Source organism: Mesorhizobium sp. P2_F5 (assembly GCF_056403715.1).
The window spans coordinates 127593-145401 of record NZ_JBFUEY010000012.1 but is presented as its reverse complement, the minus strand read 5'-3'; the positions used below and the strand labels follow the sequence as shown (position 1 = coordinate 145401).

General features: G+C 63.6%; 14 protein-coding genes and 2 tRNA genes. 1 reads left to right on the top strand and 15 read right to left on the bottom strand.

Features of this window, described 5'->3' with window-relative positions; all coding sequences use genetic code 11:
- Positions 1-6: 6 nt before the first annotated feature.
- The 5 genes from AC1DYO_RS18500 to AC1DYO_RS18480 form a co-directional block, all read right to left on the bottom strand.
- Positions 7-1629 carry an ABC transporter ATP-binding protein gene (locus tag AC1DYO_RS18500; RefSeq protein ID WP_477265630.1) on the bottom strand — a complete coding sequence of 541 codons (1623 nt, stop codon included), beginning with the start codon at positions 1627-1629 and terminating at the stop codon, positions 7-9.
- On the bottom strand, positions 1626-2495 hold the full coding sequence (locus AC1DYO_RS18495; protein ID WP_477265628.1) for an ABC transporter permease: 870 nt from the start codon (positions 2493-2495) through the stop codon (positions 1626-1628). The genes AC1DYO_RS18500 and AC1DYO_RS18495 overlap by 4 nt, the downstream gene beginning before the upstream one ends.
- A complete protein-coding gene (locus AC1DYO_RS18490; protein WP_477265626.1) occupies positions 2492-3439 on the bottom strand; it encodes an ABC transporter permease in 948 nt (315 codons plus the stop codon). Before AC1DYO_RS18490 ends, AC1DYO_RS18495 begins: the two co-directional genes overlap by 4 nt.
- The gene (locus tag AC1DYO_RS18485) at positions 3436-4914 is read right to left on the bottom strand and encodes an ABC transporter substrate-binding protein (RefSeq protein ID WP_477265624.1); all 1479 of its coding nucleotides are present in this window, start codon (positions 4912-4914) and stop codon (positions 3436-3438) included. The genes AC1DYO_RS18490 and AC1DYO_RS18485 overlap by 4 nt, the downstream gene beginning before the upstream one ends.
- Before the next feature lie 119 nt (positions 4915-5033).
- The gene (locus AC1DYO_RS18480; RefSeq protein WP_477265622.1) at positions 5034-6314 is read right to left on the bottom strand and encodes an acetylornithine deacetylase/succinyl-diaminopimelate desuccinylase family protein; all 1281 of its coding nucleotides are present in this window, start codon (positions 6312-6314) and stop codon (positions 5034-5036) included.
- Positions 6315-6537: 223 nt separating this feature from the next.
- Here AC1DYO_RS18480 and AC1DYO_RS18475 point away from each other — a divergent pair, with 223 nt between their 5' ends.
- Positions 6538-6969 (top strand): L,D-transpeptidase, encoded by a 432-nt coding sequence (locus AC1DYO_RS18475; RefSeq protein ID WP_477265620.1) that lies wholly within the window; start codon positions 6538-6540, stop codon positions 6967-6969.
- A 4-nt stretch (positions 6970-6973) separates the two neighbouring features.
- On the opposite strand, the gene AC1DYO_RS18470 is transcribed toward AC1DYO_RS18475, so the two are convergent.
- From AC1DYO_RS18470 to AC1DYO_RS18425, 10 genes are all read right to left on the bottom strand, one after another.
- Positions 6974-7984: a lipid A biosynthesis lauroyl acyltransferase gene (locus AC1DYO_RS18470; RefSeq protein WP_477265618.1), complete on the bottom strand. Its 1011-nt coding sequence runs from the start codon at positions 7982-7984 to the stop codon at positions 6974-6976.
- A 4-nt stretch (positions 7985-7988) separates the two neighbouring features.
- Positions 7989-9017, bottom strand: coding sequence for a zinc-binding dehydrogenase (locus tag AC1DYO_RS18465; RefSeq protein ID WP_477265616.1), 1029 nt, complete (start codon positions 9015-9017; stop codon positions 7989-7991).
- Between the two features lie 37 nt (positions 9018-9054).
- Positions 9055-10326 carry a beta-ketoacyl-ACP synthase gene (locus tag AC1DYO_RS18460; RefSeq protein ID WP_477265614.1) on the bottom strand — a complete coding sequence of 424 codons (1272 nt, stop codon included), beginning with the start codon at positions 10324-10326 and terminating at the stop codon, positions 9055-9057.
- A gap of 42 nt (positions 10327-10368) precedes the next feature.
- Positions 10369-11559 (bottom strand): beta-ketoacyl-ACP synthase, encoded by a 1191-nt coding sequence (locus tag AC1DYO_RS18455; protein WP_477265612.1) that lies wholly within the window; start codon positions 11557-11559, stop codon positions 10369-10371.
- 56 nt (positions 11560-11615) lie between these two features.
- On the bottom strand, positions 11616-11897 hold the full coding sequence (locus AC1DYO_RS18450; protein ID WP_181056006.1) for an acyl carrier protein: 282 nt from the start codon (positions 11895-11897) through the stop codon (positions 11616-11618).
- A gap of 177 nt (positions 11898-12074) precedes the next feature.
- Positions 12075-13220 carry a slipin family protein gene (locus AC1DYO_RS18445; RefSeq protein WP_477265610.1) on the bottom strand — a complete coding sequence of 382 codons (1146 nt, stop codon included), beginning with the start codon at positions 13218-13220 and terminating at the stop codon, positions 12075-12077.
- 366 nt (positions 13221-13586) lie between these two features.
- Positions 13587-13653 (bottom strand) — tRNA-Met (locus tag AC1DYO_RS18440).
- 1 nt (position 13654) lies between these two features.
- A tRNA-OTHER gene (locus AC1DYO_RS18435) sits at positions 13655-13730 on the bottom strand.
- A 218-nt stretch (positions 13731-13948) separates the two neighbouring features.
- Positions 13949-14497 (bottom strand): histidine phosphatase family protein, encoded by a 549-nt coding sequence (locus AC1DYO_RS18430; RefSeq protein WP_477265608.1) that lies wholly within the window; start codon positions 14495-14497, stop codon positions 13949-13951.
- A 204-nt stretch (positions 14498-14701) separates the two neighbouring features.
- Entirely contained in the window at positions 14702-17716 is a 3015-nt protein-coding gene (locus AC1DYO_RS18425; RefSeq protein ID WP_477265606.1) for a caspase family protein, read from the bottom strand.
- Positions 17717-17809 lie beyond the last annotated feature (93 nt).

Below are 17809 nucleotides of genomic sequence, written 5' to 3'. Positions count from 1 at the left end.
GGCTGCTCACCCCTGCTCCTGCATCCGGCGTGCGATCGCCCGGTGTAGATCGGGCGCAGCCGCGACCAGTGCCTTAGCCGCCTCGGATTGCGGGCGGTCGAGCACGTCGTTGGTCTTGCCGCGCTCGACGATCCGGCCGTCATGCATGACCAGAACCTCGTCGGTTATGGCGCGGGCGACGGTCAAATCGTGGGTGATGAAGAGATAGGCGATGCCGAGCTTCTGGTTGAGCTCGGCGAACAGATCGAGGATCTGGGCGCGGATCGAGACGTCGAGCGCCGAGACCGGTTCGTCGGCAACGACCAGCTTCGGGCGGGTGATGATGGCGCGGGCGATCGACAGGCGCTGGCGCTGGCCGCCCGAAAATTCATGCGGATATTTGTCCATGTCGCTAACGCCGAGGCCGACCTCGTGCAGCGCATGCGCGATCATCTCGCGGCGCTCGGCCGGTGTCGGTTTCTTTTCCAGCACATGCAATGGCTCAGCCACCAGTTTTTCGACCTTCTGGCGTGGGTCGAAGGAGCCGTAAGGATCCTGGAACACCACCTGCATGTCGCGTCGCGCTGGCTTCAGCTCTCCTTCGCTCCTGCCGGTGATGGTCTCGCCGCGGAAGCGGATCGTTCCCGAGGTGGATTTGTCGAGCGCAAGGATCATGCGGGCAAGCGTTGACTTGCCGCAGCCGGAGCGCCCCACCAGCGCCACCGATTGGCCGGGCGCCAACGAGAGGGACACGTCGTCGACGGCGCGAATTGAGGACGCGGGTTTGAACAGGGAGGTGCGCCGCCCGGGATAGTCGCGCGTCACGCCTTCGACCTCAAGCAACGGCTTGGCCGATCCGGCGGCATGGATCTTGGCGCGCGCCGGCACGTGCATCGAGGCCAGCGCCAGCTGGCGCGTGTAGGGATGCAGCTGTTCCGACAGCGTGCGTGCGGTGTCGCCGGCCTCCATCACCTCGCCATGACGCAGGATGGTGATGCGGTCGGCCATTTCGGTCACGACGGCGAGGTCGTGCGAGATCAACAGCAGGCCCATGCGGTTTTCGCTGACAAGGCCACGCAACAGGTCGAGAATCTGCGCCTGCAGCACCACGTCGAGCGCCGTCGTTGGTTCGTCGGCAATCAAGAGCTTCGGTTTCAGCGCGCAGGCAATGGCGATGACGACGCGCTGGCGCTGACCACCCGACAGTTCGTGCGGATAGCGTGACAGCGGGAATTTTGCTTCGGGCAGACCGACCCGGTCGAGCATTTTGCGCGCCCGGTCCTCGGCTTCGGCACGGCTCGCTCTGGTGTGCCAGCGAATGCCTTCGGCGACCTGCTCGCCGATGGTTTTTACCGGATTGAGCGCCGTCATTGGTTCCTGGAAGACCATGCCGATGTCGTCGCCGCGCAGCGCACACATCTGGTCCTCGGTGGCCGCCAGGATGTCGATGCCGTCGAAGCTGACGCGCCCGCTGGCGCGCGCCGCGTGGGGCAGAAGCTGCATGATGGTCAGCGCCGTCATCGACTTGCCCGAGCCGGATTCTCCGACCAGCCCCATCACCTCGCCGGACGCGACAGAGAGCTCGACCCCCTTCAGGATCGGCGTGTCGCCGATCGCCAGTGACAGGTTTTCGATTTCCAGCAGGCTCATCGCTGCCGCCGCGATTTCGGGTCGAGGATATCGGCGATGCCGTCGCCGAGCAGATTGAGCCCTAGCACAGCGATGACGATGGCCATGCCGGGAAAGATTGCCATCCACGGCGCCACCACCATGCGTGTCTGCGCATCGAACAGCATGCGGCCCCAGCTCGGCATTGGCGGCTGGGCGCCGAGGCCGACATAGGAGAGTCCGGCTTCGGCGAGGATGCCAAGCGCGAACTGGATGGTGCCTTGCACCAGAAGCAGCGTGGAGATGTTGGGCAACACATGTTCGATGCTGATCTGGGTCTTGCTCTTGCCGGCGGCGCGCGCGGCGAGGATGAATTCGCGCGGCCAGATCGCTAGCGCGCCCGCGCGGGCGACGCGCGCAAACACCGGTATATTGAAGATGCCGATGGCGATGATGGCATTGACGGCGCCCGGCCCGAAGATGGCGGTGATCATGATCGCCGACAACAGCGCCGGGAAGGCGAAGACGAGGTCGTTCAGCCGCATCAGCGCCTCGTCGACAAGTCCGCCGCGCGCCGCGGCAAAGGCGCCGAGCGGCACGCCGACGCCCATGCCGATGCCGACCGCGACCAGCGCCACGGCGATCGAGTTGCGGGCGCCGACCATGATCATCGACAGGATGTCGCGGCCGAAATGGTCGGTGCCGAACCAATGTGCCAAAGAGGGCGCGAGCGTCTTGTCCGAGATCACCAGCTTGGTCACGTCGTAAGGCGTCCAGAGGTAGGAGACGACCGCCATTGCCACCACCAACACCGTGATGACGAAGCCGATGAGGAAGGAGCGGTTGCGAAACGCCTTGGCCAGAATACTGCCCAGCGTCTCCTCGGGGATGTCGATGTGCAGCGTCATTGCCGGCCTCGCAGGCGCGGGTCGACGAACGCGTAGGAGACATCGACGACGAGGTTGACCGCGATGACGGCGACGACCAGCAGCATAACGATGCTTTCGACGACGATCAGGTCGCGCTGGGTGATCGCCTGGAACACCAGCCGGCCGAGGCCGGGCAAATAGAAGACGTTTTCGATGATGATGGTGCCGGCGAGCAGGAAGGCGAATTGCAGGCCCAGAATGGTCAGCACCGGGATCATCGCATTGCGCAGCGCGTGCCGCCACAGCACGGCGCGGTAGGGCAGGCCCTTGGCGCGGGCGGTGCGGATATAGTCCTCGTTCAGCACCTCGATCAACGCCGAGCGGGCAACGCGGGCCAGGATCGCCGCCTGCGGCAGAGCAAGTGCTACGGCCGGCAGCAGCAGCGATTTCAGCGCCGGCCAGACACCGGCGCTCCAGCCGGGAAAGCCGCCGGCCGGCACCAGCCGCAGCCAGACGGCGAAGAGGTAGATCAGCATCAGCGCAAACCAGAAGTTCGGCACGGCGACGCCGAGCTGGGCGGCGCCCATGGCGATGGTGTCACCGGCCCGGCCACGCCGGCTGGCGGAATAAAGCCCGACAGGGATGGCGATGACGGTAGAGAGCGCGAGCGCGATCAGCGCCAGCGGCAGTGAAACCGCCATGCGCTCGCGCACAAGGTCGATGACCGGCACCGAATAGGTGTAGGAACGGCCGAAATCGAGGCTGAGCAGTCCGCCCACCCAATGGAGGTAGCGCAGGACAAGCGGCGCGTTGAGGCCCATCTGATTGCGCAGCAATTCGACCTGTTCGGCGCTGGCGTTGAGGCCAAGCATCAGCCGCGCCGGATCGCCGGGCAGGATTTCGAGCACGGCGAAGACGACCATCGAGGCCAGGATCAAGGTCGCGATGGCGATGGCGAGGCGTTTTAGGAGGTAGGCGGTCAATCCGTCCACTTCACCTTGGTCAGATCATTCGCCTGGATCGGCGCGTTTTCCCACAGGCCCTGCAGCTTGGCGTCCCACACGCCGACCTTCGGCAGTTCGTAGAGGAAGCCGACCACGGCATCGTCGGCCAGGATCTTCTGGGCTTCGCCGAGCAGCGTGTTGCGCTTGGCGTCGTCGGAGGTGAGGTTCAGCTCGGCGATGATCTTGTCGAAGGCCGGGTTGTCGTAGTTGAAATAATAGTCCTTGCGCGAATAGATATCGATGTCGTTGGGCTCGGTGTGTGAGACGATGGTCAGGTCGTAATCCTTCTTGGTGAACACCTGATCCAGCCACTGCGCCCATTCGACCGGAATGATCTCCAGATCGATGCCGACATCGCGCAACTGCGAGGCGATGATCTCGCCGCCAAGCCGGGCATAGGAAGGCGGCGGCAGCTTCAGCGTTGCCTTGAAGCCGCTCTCAAGGCCGGCCTGTTTCAACAGTTCCTTGGCCTTGTCGACATTGTGCGGATAGAGACCGGTGAGGTCGACATAGGCCTTGCTGGCGGGCGACATATGCGAGCCGATCGGCACGCCGAGGCCGGCCGAGGCGCCGTCGATGATCGCCTTGCGGTCGAGCGCGAAGGCAATCGCCTGCCGCACTTCGAGCTTGTCGAAAGGCGGCTTCTTGTTGTTGATCGCCAGGATGGTTTCACCCTCGGTCGAGCCGATCACGACCTTGAAACGCGGATCGTCCTTGACCTGCGCGACGCTGTCGGGATCGAAGAAGGGGAAGGCCTGGATGTCGCCGGAGAGCAGCGCCGGCACGGCGGCAGCGGCATCGGGAACGATGCGGAACTCGGCCTTGTCGAGGAATACCGGGGCGCCCCAGTAGTTGTCCGATTTCACCAGCGTGATCGACGAGCCCTTGGCCCAGCTCTGGAATTTGAACGGGCCGGTGCCGATGGGCTTTTCCTTGTTGGTCTCGGCGCTCTCGGGCGCCACGATCACCGCGTCGCCCCAGCCCATATTGTAGAGGAACGACCCTTGCGGGTTCTTCAGCGTCACCTTGACAGTCGCCGGATCGACGACGTCGACCGTGTCTATTGCCGCGAACAGGCCCTTTTGCGCGTTGACCGAATTGTCGGCGCGGGCGCGGTCGAGCGAGAATTTCACATCGCTGGCGTCGAAATCGGTGCCGTCATGGAATTTCACGCCGGTATGCAGCTTGAATGTATAGATCTTGCCGTCGTCGGAAATTGCCCAGCTTTCGGCGAGATCGGGCAGGACTTCGCCGTTCGGGCCGATGCGGGTCAGGCCCTCGAAGACGTTGGCGTAGAGCACTTCGTCGATCGCTGCGGCCGCACCGGCGGTCGGATCGAGATGCGGCGGTTCGAGCGTAATGCCGATCACCAGGTCGGTGCGCGCGGCATATGCCTGAGCGCTGGTGGCCAGCGCCAACAGCGCGGCGGCAAGAATGGCTTTCCACAATTTCATCGTGCAACTCCCAAATGCTCGAAACGCTGGGATAGAAGCGTGATTTCGAGATGGAGTAAATTGCGTTTCGTGCTCCCCAGGGGTGCCAGGGGAAATGTTTTTTCAGCGAGGTCGGTGGCTTAGCCCGAAACCGTGCCCCTCAGCAGCACATTCAGCCCGACCGCCATCACCTTCGCCGACTCCACCATGTCCGAGATGCCGACCCATTCGTCAGGCCGATGGGCGAGGTCCAAAATGCCCGGACCATAGGCAATGCAGTCATAGATGTGGCCGATGCGGGCAATGTGCTTCTGGTCGTAAGTGCCTGGCGAAATGACATAATCCGGTTCGCGGTCGAAGATCGCCATGATACCTTGCGCCACCGCCTTGACCACCGGCGCATCGCGCTCGGTCATCAGCGGCAGCACCTCCATCAAGTCGCGGATTTCATAGTCGAACTTTTTGCGCTCACGTTTCAGCCGGTCGAGGATATCGGTCACCTCGCTTTTGACCGTGGCAAGGTCTTCCTCGAGCAGGAAGCGGCGGTCGATGGTCAGCCGGCAGGCATCCGGCACGTTGGGCGAGGGCAGGCCGGGGCGGAAATCCTCGGTCTGGCCGCCATGGATCGAGTTGATGTTCATGGTCGAGCGCTTTGCGCCTTCGGGCACCACCGGCATGCGCGTCACCTTGCGGTCGAGCGCTGGAAACAGTTCTTCCTCAAAGGCTTGCAGCACGGCGCCCATGTGGCGTACCGCATTGTCGCCGAGGAACGGCATCGAGCCATGCGCGATCTCGCCCTTGGTCTCGATCTCCGCCCACCAGACGCCGCGATGGCCAAGGCAGATGCGGTCCTTGTTCAGCGGCTCCGGGATGATGACATGGTCGACCTTGGGTTTCGAGAAATAGCCGAGCCTGGCCAGATGGGCGACGCCGCCGAAGCCCCCGGACTCCTCGTCGACGGTGCCCGAGATTTCGATGGCGCCGGGAAAGTCGGGGAAGACTTCCATGAAGGCTTCGGCTGCGATGATCGAGGCGGCGAGACCCCCCTTCATGTCGCAGGCGCCGCGCCCGTAGACCTTGCCGTCCTTTACCACGCCGGCAAAGGGCTCGACGCTCCAGCCTTCGCCGGCTTCGACCACATCGATATGCGAGTTGAAATGGACGCAGGCGCCGGGCGAGCGGCCGTCGAAGCGGGCGACGACATTGACGCGCGGGTAGCGGTCGGTGTCGCCGGGCGTGCCCTCGGCGCGGATGAATTCGGTTTCGAAGCCAAGTTTCCTTAGCCGCGCACCGATATATTCCGCGCAGGGACGATAGGCTTCGCCGGGCGGGTTGATGGTCGGGAAGCGGATGAGGTCGGCGGTAAGCTGGACCAGTTCATCGGAACGGTCGTCGATCGCTTTGAAGAGTCGTTCGTTCATTCCCGGATTTGAGCAGGCAAGGGGATGGTTTTGCAAGGGTCACGCCACTGGCGCCGAAACTACGTGTCGCAGCGGCAACTATAGCGGGAAAATCGTTCAAATTCGCTGCTTTAGATTGGCGATTTTATCAAGGAGTGTGTGTTAGATCACTCACCTGTCGTTAAAAAGATGAAAAACCGCGTGATGACAGAGCAGGCAAGGGGCATCAAAGGGGTTTGATCTCATGAATAAAATCGTTCTCATGGCGGCAGCTTTTGCTGCGGTGCTGTTCGGCACGTCCATCGAAAGCAGGGCTGCTTCGCTGGTGGCCAGCATCGACGTCTCGTCGCAGACCATGACCGTCAGCCAATATGGCCAGGTGCTTTATCGGTGGAACGTCTCCACCGCGCGCAGCGGCTATTTCACACCGCGCGGCACCTATCGGCCACAGCGGACGGCGCGGATGTGGTATTCGAAAAAGTACCACATGTCGCCAATGCCTTATTCGGTGTTCTTCCATGGCGGCTACGCCATCCACGGCACCAATGCGGTGAGGCAGCTCGGGCGCCCGGCCTCGCATGGCTGCGTGCGGCTGCACACGGCCAATGCCGCGGCCTTCTATTCGATGGTGCGGGAAGTCGGCTTCGGCAACACCCGGATCGTGGTTACGAACTGACGACTTAAGATTGACGCTGCCGCTGGCCGGCAGCGTCCTTGGACTGTCCGCGCCGGCGGCGACGCCGGCCTGAGATTTCCCATCTCTTGTGGAACCACATCCACTGTCCCGGGTCCTCGCGCACCCAGCGCTCGACGACGTCGGCGAGCAGTTGCGTGGTGGCGGGGACGTCGACACTGCCGCTGTCATTGCGCGGTAGGGTGAGCTTGTCTTCGATCTCGAGGCGGAAGCGGTTGCCGGGCAACCGGACGCAGCGCGCCGGATAGACGTCGCAATCATAGTGGCGGGCGAGCATGCCCAGAACCGGATTGCTCTGGCACGGGCGGCCGAAGAAGGTCGTCTCCAGTCCGCTTGAGAATTTCTGGTCGACCAGAACGCCGATATTGCCGCCATTCTCGAGAATGGACGCCAGCGCGAAGGAGGCGCCTGTGGAGGACGGCAACAGCGCGCCCATGCTCGAACGACGTGTCGAGTGGATGTAGTCGGCGAGGTACGGGTTGTTGGGCGGCCGAAACAGCGCGGTGATCTGCATGCCGAAGGTGGCGGCCGCTACCGGCAAAAGCTCGAAATTGCCGAGATGGCCGGTGAACAGGATGTGCGGCTTCTGCTCGGTGGCGATGTGCTTGAAGTGATCGGCGCCACCGACTTCGACGCGCCCGGGCGTCGTCGCATTCGGATCATAGTCGAAAAGCGCATCGAGGAAGATGTATTCGGCGGCAAGCCGGGCCATGTTGCCCCACATGTCGGAGGCGATGGCCTCGATCTCGACGTCGCTCTTTTCGGGATAGGCGAGGCGCAGATTGTTGATGGCGACGCGGTGGCGTCCGACACGCGGACCGATCCGCCGGGCGGCACGGTCGGCGAAATTGAGCGCCTTGTCGGCAGGCAGCAAGCGCAGCAGCGAGATGATCAGCATCGCAGCGCGCGCCGTCACCCAGTGGTCCAGCTGGCGCAGCCGGCGGCCATAGCGGAACATGAAGTCCCGGCGGGCTTTCTTGAACACCTTGCCGACCATTGTCCTAGGAAACGCGCAGGATGATCTTGCCGAACACGTCGCGGCCTTCCATGCGCTTCAACGCGGCGTCGATGCCGTCGAAGTCGACTTCGGTGTCGATGACCGGCGTGACCTGACCCGCCGCCATCTTCTGCATGGCGTTGGCCATGTTCTCCATACGGCAGCCGAAGGAGCCCAGCAGCTTCAGCTGCTGCTGAAAGAGCTGCATCAGATTGATCTGCGTCGACACGCCAGAGGTCGAGCCGCAAGTCACCAGGCGGCCGCCGCGCTTCAGGCACAGCATCGAGGCGGCAAAAGTGTCGGTGCCGACATGTTCGAAGACGACATCGACGCCCTTCTTCTTGGTCAGCTTGCGCACGACGCCTTCGAAACGATCGTCGCGGTAGTTGATGACATGGTCGGCGCCGAGCGCCTTTGCCTTGTCGATCTTGTCGTTCGAGCCGACCGTCGTGATAGTGGTGCAGCCCATCCGTTTGGCCAGCTGGATCGCCGCCGAGCCGATGCCGGAACCGCCGGCATGAATAAGGATCGTCTCGCCCGGCTGCAGCTTCGCATTGTCGAACAGCATGTGCTCGACCGTGCCGAAGGTGACGGGCGCGACAGCGGCGCCGACATCGGTCACGCCGGGCGGGGCGGGGACCAGCAAGCGCGCCGGCAGGTTGATCTTCTCCTGGGCAAAGCCGTCGAGATGGAAGCCGTGCACGCCCGAAACATGTTCGCAGAGATTGTCGCGGCCTTCGCGGCATGCGCGGCAGAGGCCGCAGGTGCGGGCGCCATAGATCGACACCAATTGTCCTGGCAGCAGGCTGGAAACGCCGGGGCCGACGGCCTCGACCTCGCCGGAGGCTTCGGCGCCGACGACCAGCGGCAGCTTGCGCTTGGCGAAGGCCATGCCGCGCCAGCCCCAGACGTCGATATGGTTCAGCGCGACCGCCTTGATCCGCAGCGTGACCTCGCCCAGTGCTGGGGGCGGCGGCGGCGGCAGGTCCACCGTTTCAAGACGGCGGTCCTCGATAAGTTGCAGTGCGCGCATAAGGCCTGTCGGTTCTGTTGGAGCTGAAGTGGCTCGCTTAGACCGGTTCCCGCGCCATGACAAGGCAGGTGTTCTGGCCGCCGAAGCCGAAGGAGTTCGACAAAACCGTGCCGACTTCGGCATTGCGCTTCTTGTTCGGCACCACGTCGAGCACGATTGCCGGGTCGGGATTGTCGTAGTTGATGGTCGGCGGAATGACGCTTTCGCGCATCGTCATCAGCGAAAACGCTGCCTCGACGGCGCCTGCCGCCGACAGCGTGTGGCCGATCATCGACTTGTTGGACGAGACCGGCATCGAGCCGATGCGGTCGCCGAATACGGTCGACAGCGACAGATGTTCCATCTTGTCGTTTTCCGGCGTCGAGGTGCCGTGTGCATTGACGTAATCGATCTCGTCCTTGCTCAAGCCGGCGTCGGCGAGGGCGGCGCGCACCGCGGCGATCGCCGGCGAACCGTCCGGCTTGGAGCGGGTGCGGTGGAAATCGTCGGCCTTTTCGCCACAGCCGCGAAGGATGCCAAGCACGCTGGCGCCACGGGCAAGGGCAGCCTCAAGCGATTCCAGCACCAGCGCACCGGAGCCTTCGGCCAGCACAAACCCGTCGCGGTCCTTGGAGAAGGGTTTTGAGGCCTTTTCCGGGATGTCGTTGTGAGTCGACAACGCGGACAGCAGCGAAAAGCGGATCAGCGCCTCGGCGGTTGCAGAGCCGTCGGCGCCGATCGACAGCGCCCGGTCGCATTCGCCGCGGCGGATCGCCTCGACGCCGAGCTGAATGGCGGTGGCGCCCGAGGCACAGGCGGTCGACAGCGTAATCGGCAGCCCCCGCGTACCAAACCGGTCGGCCAGCCGGTCGGCGATCGAGCCGAACTGCGTGGTCTCGAAGATGTCCGTTTCCTTCAGCCCGCGCGCCACCCTGAGCAGCCTTTCGGCGCCGGCGCCCTGGCTATCGGAATTGTAGAGCGAGAAGCGATCATGCCAGTCGAGCTCGACCGGCGGCGAGGCGAGGAAGAGCGGGCCACCGAAATCGGAGGAATCGAGGCCGGATTCGGCCACGGCCTCATTCGCAGCGGTTTCTGCCAGCTCGTAGGTCAGCAGGCTGGCGCCCTTCGAGCTTGAATCCAGGAAATCGACCATGCCGGAGATGCGGGTGTTGAGGTGGTCGACGGGAAAACGGGTGATCGGGTGGATGCCCGATTTGCCGGAGGTCAGCGCTGCCCAATTGTCTGCCTTGCCGATGCCGAGCGAGGTCACCACGCCGATGCCGGTGACGGCGACGATCGGCCTGCCCATGTGATCTCGGAGATTGGCCATAAGAGCCCTCTTATCCCTGTTGCACGACCACGCAGCGCCGCTTCAAGCGGCGTTGACCAGCGCCATGCCCTCGAATTGGTGATAGCCGATCGCCGTTGCAAGAACGGTTTGCGGAATGCCTTCGAACGGCTTCTCGGCCGCGGTATCGAAAACGGGATAGGCGGCCTTGCGATCGACGGCCAGAGCGGCGAGCGCCACGGCGAACGGAAACTGCGCTTCCTTCATGTGCCCGGTCAGCGTCGCGAAGCCGCGCGCCGATATCGCCGGATTGGCATCGAGCGCCGCCTTCTCGGCCGATGTCGCCACATGCGCGCCGGATGCGCCCGACAGGGCAAGCAGCTTGCCGTTGGGGAGCGCCGCCTGTTTGAGCAGCGCCGCGATCTCGGCGTCGAGTTCGCCGCGCGAGCGCCGGGCGCGACCGGAGACGACTGGGCCAAGCTCGGCATAGATCTTGCGGCCACGGCTTTGCGCGTGCTCGCGCTGCTCCAGCACCAGGAAGGCGCCGCCGGAGCCGGAGACCAGGCCGCCGCCCTCGGCGCCCTGTCTTTGCCAGACCGGCTTCCATGGGCCACGATGCAGATAGCCGGCCAACTCATAGCCAAGCAGCATGTCGGAATGTTCGGTCTGGAAGGCGCCGCCGACCAGAATGTGCGTCGACTGTCCCGAGCGGATGCGCGCGGCGGCCGTCTCGACGGCAGCGACACCAGCCCCTTCCTCGCCCATGAAGGTCCTGGACGATCCCGTCACCTTGTGGACGATGGAGATGTTGCCGGCGAGCAAATTGGAGAGCTGTGCCAGGAAAAGCGTCGGCCGCAACTCAGTGGTCAGCTTCTCGTTGAGCAGCACGTCGCGGTCGTTGCGGCTTTCCGAAGCGGCGAGGATGGCGGCGTCGACCGCCTCGTCGCGCTCGCCGCCACCGGCGGCCACCACCATGTCCATGGTCGTGCAGAGCTCGTCATTGCCTTTGATGCCGGCGTCGTCCAGCGCAAGGCCGGCGGCATAGGTGCCGAGCCGCTGCCAGGTTTCCATCTGCCGCTGGTCGCCGCGCTTGGCGATCTGCAGGTTCCAGTCGATCTCGGGCAACGGATGCACGGTGTAGGGCGCAAAGCGCGCAGCCTCAATCACCGGCTGCAGGCCTGGCTGCGCCAGCTTCTGCCAGTGTGCGTCAGGGCCTTCTCCCAGCGAGGAGACAAGGCCAATACCAGTGATGACGACGTCGCGGGGGCTGCTCATGAGCGGCTTTGTGGGTCAGGCGGCGCAGCCCGTCAAGGCCGCGCGCTTGCCCGATCTCAGGCGGTCTTGGCGGCGACCAGCGCGTCGATCTTGGCGCACAGGTTCTTCATGACGAAGTAATCGTCGGTCGAAGCCTTGCCGTCATTGACTTCCTGGGTCCACTTTTCCAGCGGCACCTTGATGCCGAATTCCTTGTCGATGGCAAAGACGATGTCGAGGAAATCGAGGCTGTCGATGCCGAGATCGTCGATCGTGTGGCTCTCGGGGGTGATGGTGTCGATATCGATCTCGCTGGTGTCGGCAATGATCTTGGCGACTTTCTCGAACGTGGTGGACAAGGGCTCTTCCTTCGGTTGCGGGCGGAATCTGTCCGCATCTGGTTTGGGCGCTGTCTAATCGGTTTTTCCCGGCAGGAAAAGGCCTGATGCGCCGGGCGCAGATGGGATGGCCTTCCCATAAAGACAAGAAGGGCCGCCCGATAAGCCGGCGGCCCTTCCGATTGACGTCACGTCAGCTCAGTTTTCGCGGAGCTTGACGATGTCGTTGAGCAGTCCGCCCGTCCCGTTGTGGACGGTCAGCCGCTCGACCTTGCCGGCGATGGTTTCCAGAGCCTCGAGCTCCTTCAACCGCAGCATCACCGGGTTTTCGGCCATCACCCTGGCCGTGTTGAGCAGGGAACGCGTGGCGTTCGTCTCCTCGCGGCGGCGGATGACGTTGGCTTCGGCCTGCTTTTCGGCCGAAACCACCTGGTTGAGGATTTCGCGCATCTCGCCCGGCAGGATCACATCCTTGAGCGCGATATCGCTGACCTCGACCCCGATCGCGCTCATGTCGGCACGGACCTTGGCCGCCGCCTCCTCGTCGACCGTCACCTTCTTTTCAAGGATCTGGTCGAGCGTCAGCGCGCCAAGCGTCTTGCGGAAGGCGTACTGGAGAGCGCGGTAGAGGGCTTCCGAGAAGTCCTTCACCGTGCTCACCGCCTTGACCGGGTCGACGACCTGGTACTCAGCGGCGATGTTGACCCGGATCGTGACCCGATCCTTGGTCAGCACTTCCTGCCCGGCGACATCGAGCGACTGGCGCTTGAGGTCGACGACCTTCACCTGCACCATCCGTCCGACGTTCCAGAACGCATGCACGCCCGCGGCCAGCGTGCGCACCAGCACGCCGTCGACGAACAGCAGTCCGGCCTGACCATCGACCACCGGATGGACGGACATCAATTCCGTCTTCCGGGCCTGGCCGAGCCGGCGCATCAGCGCCGGGTCGATGGCAAGATCGGTCGCAGTGTCGACCGACGCCACCTTCCACGGACCGGCATCCGTCCACAGCACCAGCTTGCGATCCGGCGCCAGAACGGCATGCAGGTTGCCGTCACGCTCGATGACGGCGACGTCGGTGCGTCCGGTGCGAACGATGGTGAAATGACGCGCGGCCACATCCGGGAGCTTGTCGAACAACGCCTTCTCGTACGCCGAAACGAATTCCGGGTTCTTCAGGTCGTGCCGCGACACTTCGAGGTTGCCGCGCCGGTTGGCGAGCGAATGCTCGCCCGGCAGCAGGACAGCCTTGATCTCCCCCTTGTGGAGGGTGAGGGCACGCTCGTTTTCCTTTACGAGGACGCGCTCGCGTCCAAGAACCTTGTCGAGAATAGTCGTCATTGTCTTACTCCTGTCGGGCATGGCCCCATGCGAGGCGTCAAGTCATGCGTCGATCTTCCCTTCGTTTCTCGTTTCACTTCGTCGTCGTCCCGGCACGAATGATCCGGGGACCGGTGGCGTCCATTCGCGGCGGACCTTCGGGAGCGGATCGCGGGGCAGCGAAGCGGGCGCCGGAGGCCTTGGCCTCCCTTGCCGGCGACACTGCGCCTTGACCATCACCGCGGGTCTGGCCGCGAGCCGATGGCGTCAGACCGTTTCGAACCGGCCTTGGCCCGTGGGCTTCGGCGGCTCGTCAGGTCTTCAGCATTCCGGTCCCCGGACCGTTTTTCAGATAACACCGTGAAAGGGTGGTGGCCTGTCAGCCATTGGAGAAGGATTCGAACCTTCGACCGTCAGATTATGAGTCTGATGCTCTACCCAAACTGAGCTATCCGTGGTGCAGACAGCAGGATTCGAACCTGCGACCTCCGGAACCAAATCCGGCGCTCTCCCAGACTGAGCTACATCCGCGATCCCAATCCCCAAAGCGGCGCCGTATACAGGGCGGCAAAGCCGCCTGCACGGGCGGAGACGAAAGCTCCAACCGTTGTGCTCGCTTCGGTTTTCGTGACCAGGAGCGCGCCTATAGACCCTGCGACGGGTTGTCGCAAGCGGCATTGTGGCGGCGACTTTGCGGCTTCTTTCGGCGGTGGTATTTCGGCAACAGTGCGCGGGGGCTGACGGGCTGCTCAGAAGGTGACGCGGCCAAGCACGCGCAGGCCGTCGCCTTGCGGTTCGACCACCACCGCTTCGCCTTCGCGCGGCGACACGCCGGTCAACGCCTGGATGTTTTCGAGATGCGTGACCATGACCAGATTGTCGGAACCGGAATAGCTGCGGATTTCCTTCATGACCGCGTCGAGTTGCGCCGCCTTTTCAGTGGGATCGTTCTTCAGGAGGTCGAGCGGTGCAAAAAGCTCCGGTTCCGCTTCGAAGGCAATGCGGGCGGTGTCGAGGCAGCGGCAATAGCGGCTGGACAGCACGCGCTCCACGGGGGCGGAACGAGCGCCGAACAAGGCGCCAATCTTGTTTGCTTGCTGCTTGCCGCGTGCCGACAGATTGACCTGGGTCGCACAGTTGCCGATGTCGAAATTGGCGGGGTCGGTGGTGCCGGTGACCAGCGCATGGCGAAGCAGCACGACACGGCCGCCGTCGCGCAGCAATGCCCAGCCGGCGTCCGTCGCATGGGCGACGGCAGGAACGGCAATCAGGAACAGAGCCAGCAAAAATCGAATCATCTGATACCTTCCGAGAGCCGGATGTCGGCCCCGGTTATTCGCATATAGGGATCGGAAAGCCGGCACAAAGACAAGCGAAAGGCGGACCAAAGCGCGTCGCGCCCGAAACGGATTCATGCGACGCGCTTTGGATTTTGTTTTTATGCATGTCGTTGTCCCAAAACCGGGGTCACTTTTGGGCGACATGCATTGGCGCCCGCAGCTTCACTTTTTCGCCATCTGCTTCTTCGCCAGATCGATCTTCTGGTCGGTGAGCGGGATGGGGATCGTGTAGCCGGCTTCGGTAAAGCCCTGCTTGGCGTTCTCGAAGAATTCGATTGCCTTGAGATATTCCGGCTTGCCTGCGCCATAGCTGGCGCGGTTCCAGTGGACGTCACCGAGATTGTTCTGTTCGAAGGCCCACTGAAGCGGCTGGCTTTCGCGCGTAAACACCTTCAGCGTCGCCGTGAACGCCGCTTCGGCGTCGTTGAGATATTTGTCGGTCCGCTGGAGATTGCCCAGATTGAGCAGGCTCATACCGATGCCATTTTGAGCATTGGCCCAGTCGACCGGTGCGGCCTCGATGGTGAGTATTTCGAGCGCTGCCCGCCGTGCCGCGATCGAATCCTGCAAGGTCTTGGCATCGCCATTGCTCATGCTCAACCAGTGCAGCGTCGAGCCCAGGCCAGCCTGGGCCAGTGCCCATTGCCGCGGGTTCGTCTCGCGCTTGTACTCGCGCAACGCATTGCCGTAGGCGTCGACCGCATCGCTATAGTGCTCGGGCTTGTCGGTCACGCCGCCGAGCAGTTGCAGCGTGTTGCCGAGATTGTAGTAGCTCATCGCCCAGTCTTGCGGGAACTTCCGCCTGAGATAGACCTGCCGTGTCGCCCGGAAGGCTGCCGCCGACTGTTCCAGCTTGGCCGCATCACGCGTGCGCTGGCCCAGCGTCTGGTAGATCGAGCCGAGATTGTTCTGCACCGACGCCCAGTCCATCGGGAAGCGCTGGCGGGTGAACACTGTCAGCGCGTCGTCGTAAGCAGCCGCTGCTTCTTCGAGCATAGCCGTGCCCATATCGTAGCGGGCGACACCGCTCAGCGCATTTCCAAGGTTGAGGCGGCTCGTGGCCCACGACACCGGAAAGGTTTCGCGGGTTCGCACTTCGAGTGCGGCGCGGAACGCGTCGGCCGCCTCATTGATCTTGGCCTTGTCGTTGAGTTGGATGCCAAGCGTCACCAGCGTGTTGCCGAGATTGTTCTCGACCATCGCCCATTCCACCGGCGTTTTGTCGCGCGTGTACTCCTCGAGCGCCAGCCGGTAGGCGGCTTCCGCGTCCTTCAGATGCTCGCCGGCGGGCTGACGCTCGGAAAGGGCATAGAGTGCCAGGCCGAGATTATTCTGCGACGCGGCCCAGTCGAGCGGCAGCTTGTCGCGCGGACGCTTTTCCAACGTGGCACGCATTGCCGCCGCCGCATCGTTCAAGCGCTTCGGGTCGCTTTCGCGTTCGCCGATCTTCAAGAGCACGTTGGCCAGGTTGTTCTGCGCCGCGGCCCAGTTGCGATCGTCTTTCTCGCGCTCGAAGACGACAAGCGAATCGCGGAAGATCTGCGCCGCTTCTTCCAGATGCGCGGTCTCGGTTTCGCGTTCGCCGATGGTTTGCAGCGCGACAGCCATGTTGTTGCGAGTGATTGCCCAATCGCGATTCTGTTCACCGTTGGGGATGAGGTTCAGGATGACATGATAGGCTTCGATCGATTGTTGCAGGGCATCGAGGTCGCCCGAGGCATAGCCATAAGCGTTCAGCGCTTCGGCCTCCTGGTTCTTGTAATTCCAGCGCAGCTTGTCGTCCCACTTCTCGGCCAGCGAGAACGCCTTGGCATAGTCGTTGGCGGCCGATTTGTAGTCGAAGACCAGCGCGGCGGCGTCGGCGCGTTTGGCATAGATGGCGGCGTCGGCGATGCGCTTTTGCTTGACCAGATCCTCGGCCTCGTCAACCGCAGCGCTGTTTTGCTCGACCCGGCCGACAGCGTCATCAAGGAATTTGCGCGCCGTCACCATGGCGCCCTGGCTGATGGCCTTGTCGGCGGACGCGACGAGGCGCGAGATTTCGGGGTCGTCGGTGCGCAGCGCCGCGCGTTCGGCCATCATCTTCTTCAGGCGCTCGGCCTGGCCATCCAGCACCTTCTGCAGGTCGTTCGGATCTTCGGGGATTTTTTCCGTGCCGAGCGCCCTGAGCACGCCGTAGAGCGCGTCGAGCGGCACGCCGTCCTTGAGCGAGGCCAGTTCCACCTGCGCGCGCTTCGGATCGGGAAGGTCGGAAATGGTCAGCAGCAATTGCCGCCGCTCACCTGTGATCAGCCCGTCGTCGCCGGTCGGCTCCGGTGGGGCAACGCCGAAATAGAGCAGCCGGCGCAGGCTCTCGCTGACCCAGGGGCGCTGTCTTGCCTTGGTGTCGAGATAGACCTCTTCGGTCACCATGCGCATGACCGAGCCGAATTCGGTGCCCTTCATCGCCGTGAGATGACGCAGCAGCGCAGCCGCGTAGGGGCTGTTTTCGCCGGCGGCGCCGTCGAGCGCCGGGCGGCCCGGTTCGGCGGCAAAGCCAACCACTGTGCCGAGGCTGGCATCCTCCGCCGTTGCATTGCCGAGCGCCTTGGCGCCGCGCACCGGTTCCAGCCCGCCGGCGCCGATGGGTTCGGCCGAAGCCGTCGGCGCTTGGCGCACGACCGCGTCCGGCGGAAACGGGTTGGTGCGGCAGGCGTCGAGCAGCACGATCGTCACCGGCACCGTCTTCTTCAATTCATCCATGACGGCGGAAATCGGCACCAGCGCCTCACCGGCATTCTTCAGCGACGAAACATCCGCGTCGACCGGCACCAGATAGTTCTCACCACCGGCTTCGATACCGTGGCCGGAATAGTAGATGAAGGCGACGTCGGCGCCTTCGGCATCCTCGACGAAGCGGTCGAGGTCGCGCTTCAGCTTTGCGGCATCACGATCGGTGACGTTGCGGGCGTCGAAGCCGAGGTCGGTTAGCATCTTGGCCATGTCGCGGGCGTCGTTGGCCGGATTGGCCAAGGCTGCGATGTGTTCGTATTTCGACTGGCCGATGATCAGCGCCACGCCTTTGAGGCTTCTCGTCTCGGCGGCCTGAGCCGCTGATACGGCAAAGCAAAGCAGCACGGTGACGAAAGCCGCCAGCCGCCGGACAAGATTGCCTTTCGAGATGCCGACAAAGGCCATTTGTCGCGTCGTCCGCCCGATGATCCAAACCCTCTATAAGCCTGCCAGCCGACGATGATCAAATTCGGGCGCGATTGCGCCGCGAGCATGGCT

Coding starts and splice junctions, on each gene's coding strand:
- AC1DYO_RS18500 (WP_477265630.1), bottom strand. CDS start 1,629: ATGAGCCTGCTGGAAATCGAAAACCTGTCACTGGCGATCGGCGACACG.
- AC1DYO_RS18495 (WP_477265628.1), bottom strand. CDS start 2,495: ATGACGCTGCACATCGACATCCCCGAGGAGACGCTGGGCAGTATTCTG.
- AC1DYO_RS18485 (WP_477265624.1), bottom strand. CDS start 4,914: ATGAAATTGTGGAAAGCCATTCTTGCCGCCGCGCTGTTGGCGCTGGCC.
- AC1DYO_RS18480 (WP_477265622.1), bottom strand. CDS start 6,314: ATGAACGAACGACTCTTCAAAGCGATCGACGACCGTTCCGATGAACTG.
- AC1DYO_RS18475 (WP_477265620.1), top strand. CDS start 6,538: ATGAATAAAATCGTTCTCATGGCGGCAGCTTTTGCTGCGGTGCTGTTC.
- AC1DYO_RS18470 (WP_477265618.1), bottom strand. CDS start 7,984: ATGGTCGGCAAGGTGTTCAAGAAAGCCCGCCGGGACTTCATGTTCCGC.
- AC1DYO_RS18465 (WP_477265616.1), bottom strand. CDS start 9,017: ATGCGCGCACTGCAACTTATCGAGGACCGCCGTCTTGAAACGGTGGAC.
- AC1DYO_RS18460 (WP_477265614.1), bottom strand. CDS start 10,326: ATGGCCAATCTCCGAGATCACATGGGCAGGCCGATCGTCGCCGTCACC.
- AC1DYO_RS18455 (WP_477265612.1), bottom strand. CDS start 11,559: ATGAGCAGCCCCCGCGACGTCGTCATCACTGGTATTGGCCTTGTCTCC.
- AC1DYO_RS18445 (WP_477265610.1), bottom strand. CDS start 13,220: ATGACGACTATTCTCGACAAGGTTCTTGGACGCGAGCGCGTCCTCGTA.
- AC1DYO_RS18430 (WP_477265608.1), bottom strand. CDS start 14,497: ATGATTCGATTTTTGCTGGCTCTGTTCCTGATTGCCGTTCCTGCCGTC.
- AC1DYO_RS18425 (WP_477265606.1), bottom strand. CDS start 17,716: ATGGCCTTTGTCGGCATCTCGAAAGGCAATCTTGTCCGGCGGCTGGCG.